Origin of the sequence: Sphaerospermopsis reniformis (genome assembly GCF_005402885.1) — a bacterium.
Taxonomy (GTDB): Bacteria; Cyanobacteriota; Cyanobacteriia; order Cyanobacteriales; family Nostocaceae; genus Sphaerospermopsis; species Sphaerospermopsis kisseleviana.
The window spans coordinates 1-4,126 of record NZ_BJCE01000346.1; the positions used below are offsets into that span (position 1 = coordinate 1).

The 4,126-nt window shown below is 36.8% G+C and carries 4 protein-coding genes; all 4 read left to right on the forward strand.

What is annotated here, in order from left to right; all coding sequences use genetic code 11:
- The first annotated feature begins 231 nt into the window (after positions 1 to 231).
- The 4 genes from zds to FFR48_RS26005 all read left to right on the forward strand — a co-directional run bounded on the left by zds (position 232) and on the right by FFR48_RS26005 (position 4,020).
- Positions 232 to 1,683, forward strand: a complete 1,452-nt coding sequence (gene zds, locus FFR48_RS25990; protein WP_137669352.1) for a 9,9'-di-cis-zeta-carotene desaturase — start codon at positions 232 to 234, stop codon at positions 1,681 to 1,683.
- A 141-nt stretch (positions 1,684 to 1,824) separates the two neighbouring features.
- Positions 1,825 to 2,274 (forward strand): SRPBCC family protein, encoded by a 450-nt coding sequence (locus tag FFR48_RS25995; protein WP_137669353.1) that lies wholly within the window; start codon positions 1,825 to 1,827, stop codon positions 2,272 to 2,274.
- A gap of 98 nt (positions 2,275 to 2,372) precedes the next feature.
- Positions 2,373 to 3,698, forward strand: a complete 1,326-nt coding sequence (locus FFR48_RS26000; RefSeq protein WP_137669354.1) for a DNA methyltransferase — start codon at positions 2,373 to 2,375, stop codon at positions 3,696 to 3,698.
- Entirely contained in the window at positions 3,682 to 4,020 is a 339-nt protein-coding gene (locus tag FFR48_RS26005; RefSeq protein ID WP_137669355.1) for a hypothetical protein, read from the forward strand. Before FFR48_RS26000 ends, FFR48_RS26005 begins: the two co-directional genes overlap by 17 nt.
- Positions 4,021 to 4,126: the final 106 nt, after the last annotated feature.

The window sequence follows — 4,126 nt, forward strand, 5'->3', positions numbered from 1 at the left end:
ATGCTTAATGAGGCATTGGGCATTGGGCATTGGGCATTGGGCATTGGGCATTGGTAAAAATCTTTTCCTCCCCTGCCTTCCCTGCCTCCCCTGCTCCCCCTGCTTTCTTCCCAGTCCCCAGTCACCAATCCCCAGTCTCCATTACCCATTACCTATTCTGACACCAACCCAGTTACAATTTGTAAAGAAACTTATAGCGCAGCTTGGCGTAAGTAATAGAGGAACTTGGGAATGCGTGTTGCAATTGTAGGAGCAGGATTAGCTGGGTTGGCTACTGCCGTAGATTTAGCCGATGCGGGTTGTGAGGTACAAATCTTTGAATCTCGTCCCTTTGTCGGTGGGAAAGTTGGCAGTTGGGTGGATGGTAATGGCAACCACATAGAAATGGGGCTGCACGTCTTTTTTGGCTGCTACTACAATCTGTTTGAGTTGATGGAAAAAGTGGGAGCAGGGAACAATTTACGCCTGAAAGAACATACCCACACTTTCATCAATAAAGGAGGACGCACTGGGGCTTTAGATTTTCGTTTTATCACCGGTGCGCCTTTTAATGGCTTAAAGGCATTTTTCACTACTTCCCAACTTTCAGCACTGGATAAACTGCAAAATGCGATCGCTCTGGGAACTAGCCCCATTGTCCGGGGTTTGGTAGACTTTGAAGGGGCAATGAGAAATATCCGCGATTTAGACAAAATCAGTTTTTCTGACTGGTTCTATAGTCACGGAGGCAGTAAAGGCAGCATCAAACGGATGTGGAATCCTATCGCTTATGCTTTGGGCTTTATTGATTGCGATCATATTTCTGCCCGTTGTATGTTGACAATTTTCCAGTTTTTTGCAGTGAGAACCGAAGCTTCTATTTTGCGAATGCTGGAAGGTTCACCCCACGAATATTTACATAAACCAATTATTGAATATTTAGAAGCCAGAGGTACAAAAATCTATACCCGTAGACAGGTGCGGGAAATTCAATTCACTGAGTCTAATGTTCTTGGGGAAGCAAAAACCAAGGTAACAGGTATAGTAGTTGCCCAAGGTGACAAAGAAGAAGTAATCACAGCTGATGCTTATGTTTGTGCTTGTGATGTACCGGGGATTCAGCGAGTTTTACCCCAAGCATGGCGAAAATGGTCAGAATTTGATAACATTTATAAACTTGAAGCTGTTCCAGTCGCTACAGTACAGTTAAGGTTTGATGGTTGGGTGACAGAACTACAAGATGCAGAAAAACGGAAACAGTTAAATCATGCTGCGGGGTTGGATAATTTGTTATATACAGCAGATGCTGATTTTTCTTGTTTTGCGGATTTGGCTTTAACTAGTCCCGCAGATTATTATCGTCCTGGGGAGGGTTCATTGTTGCAGCTAGTATTGACACCGGGAGATCCGTTTATTAAAGAAAGCAACGAGGCGATCGCCCAGCACGTTTTAAAACAAGTCTATGAATTATTCCCCTCATCCAGAGAATTAAACATGACTTGGTACAGTGTAGTGAAACTAGCTCAATCTTTATACAGAGAAGCACCAGGAATGGATGTTTACAGACCTGATCAAAAAACACCAATTCCTAACTTTTTCTTAGCAGGAAGTTACACCCAACAGGATTATATTGATTCTATGGAAGGTGCAACAATTTCTGGAAGACGTGCAGCAAAAGTCATTCTAGAAAGTGTGAAGAATTAGGTATTGGGGACTGGGGACACTTCGACAAGCTCAGTGCATCGCTGGGGACTGGGGACTGGGTAAAGGTTCTTCTGAATTACCAATCACCAATTATCAATTATCAATTATCAATTATCAATTATCAATTATCAAACAAATCCAATGGCTGACTGGTTAGAACATAGCGTACAGGTAGAAGTAGAAGCTCCCATAGAATTAGTATGGGGGTTGTGGTCTGATTTAGAACAAATGCCGAACTGGATGAAATGGATTGATTCGGTGAAAATTTCCCCTGATGATCCAGAGATTTCTTTATGGAAATTGAGTACAGGCGGTTTAGAATTTACCTGGAAATCTCGGATTCTTAAAACAATTTCTCATCAAATTATTCAATGGGAATCTGTGGATGGTTTACCCAATCAAGGGGCAATTCGTTTTTACGATCGCCATGGAGGAGGTAGTATTGTGAAGATGACTATTTCCTATGCTATCCCTGGTTTTTTGGGTAAGTTGATGGATAATTTGTTTTTGGGAAAAGCTGTAGAGTCAACGATTCAAGCGGATTTGGAGAGGTTTAGAGAATACGCTTTGAATGTGAAGGGTGATGGGTAGAGATGGGGAAAATTGGCAGTAATCAGCCTTTATAATTGGCTAATTACTGTCTTGAAAATTGATAATTTAGTATCAAAAAATACAAGAAAGCTGCTTATATGTCTCAATTAAACCTATTTGATTTACCAGAAAAACAGAAAATATCAAACACTAATTTGGAAGCTAATCAAGCTAGTAAAAATTTATGTACTAATCTATTTACCAATCAATACTCTATTCATAGATGGTACAATTTTATCGCTGGGTTTTCTCCTGAATTTGTGAAATTTTGCATAAAAGCTGCACACATCAATAGTGAAGATGTTGTCATTGATCCTTTTTCTGGATTAGGTACTACACTGGTTGAAGCTAATTTGCAAAATGTTTCTTCAATAGGATTTGAAGCTCATCCTTTTTTCTATGACATATCACAAGCCAAAATATTTCCTATATTAGATACAGAAAATATCAAGTATTTAGAGAACCTATTATTATCAATTAAACCTTATACTGGCAATTTCCAAGAAATATGGACTGAAGACGCTTTAAAATTTTTAACTAAGCTGATTGCAGAAGATAATTTAACTTTATTAGCAAGTTGTCTAGAAATAGAAAATCAGCTTGATCAGGAAAATAAATCATTATTTCGGTTAATAGTTTCCAAGGTTCTTGAACAAACTTCTTTAGCACAAACTGATGGTATTTATAAAGCACCGACTACTTTAAAAAAATCCATCTCTTTTGATGATTCTGTTTCTAGAATATGTAAACAAATATATGAAGATGTTGAATATTTACAAGCTCAAAATACTTTCAGTTCTCAAGCTAAATTAAATTTTTGCAGTTCAGAAAATATGCAATCTGTGGAAAATGAAAGTTGTTCACTTTGTATAACTTCTCCACCTTATTTAAATAACTTTGATTTTGCAGAAATGACCAGGATGGAATTATATTTCTGGCGTTATGCGGGTTCTTGGAGAGAAATTACAGAAAAAGTTCGTCGTCGTTTAATTGTGAATACAACAACAGCACCTACAGATTTAAAAAGGAATCAAGATTTTTTCTCTTCTACATTATCAACAAGATTCAAGTTAAAATATTTAGATTCTATCATAGCAGAATTATTTAATGAAAGAAAAATCAGACCAGGTAAAAAAGATTATTATTTATTGATATATCCATATTTTGCCCAAATGCAAAATGTAATTAGAGAATTACAGAGAATACTGCGATCTAGTAGTAATTTACATTTGATTGTTTCCGATGCTGCACTATATGGCGTTTATATTCCCACTCATGAAATCTTGAGTCAATTAATGATAGATAACGGTTTTCAAATTATCAATGTAGAGAATATGAGAAAACGGGGTGAACGCTGGTTGCTAAAAAAAAGGACAGGTGCAAATAAATTAGGAGAGTATCATATTCATGCAAAAAGAATTTAACTCAGATTTAGATATTGATAATACTAACGATCTTGATGAAAGTAGTAGTACACTATATGCTATTGCTATGGATTTCATGAAAAGTTATATAGATGTTTATTTAAAATTAGTAAATGAAACTAAGGGTTTTGCTGTAGTTGAAGCTAATAATGCCCAAGATTATGAACAGAAATTAATAATTTTAACTGGAATTAATAGCAATCTTGACCCGCTAACTTCAACGGCAAATGATGTAGTTCAAGAATGGCAAAGACGACAAGCAATAATTTTTGATGTAGAAGCATCCATAACTAAAGGTGTTTATATAGGGTTTGCTGAATAAACCTAAAACCTTGATATATCAAAGGTTAGAGGCTGATAAACACAGAAATTAGTGCAAGGGTTTTGAAGGGTATACCGGAAAAAGTGTGCATTTTTTGGGATTTCAA

Coding starts and splice junctions, on each gene's coding strand:
- zds (WP_137669352.1), top strand. CDS start 232: ATGCGTGTTGCAATTGTAGGAGCAGGATTAGCTGGGTTGGCTACTGCC.
- FFR48_RS25995 (WP_137669353.1), top strand. CDS start 1,825: ATGGCTGACTGGTTAGAACATAGCGTACAGGTAGAAGTAGAAGCTCCC.
- FFR48_RS26000 (WP_137669354.1), top strand. CDS start 2,373: ATGTCTCAATTAAACCTATTTGATTTACCAGAAAAACAGAAAATATCA.
- FFR48_RS26005 (WP_137669355.1), top strand. CDS start 3,682: ATGCAAAAAGAATTTAACTCAGATTTAGATATTGATAATACTAACGAT.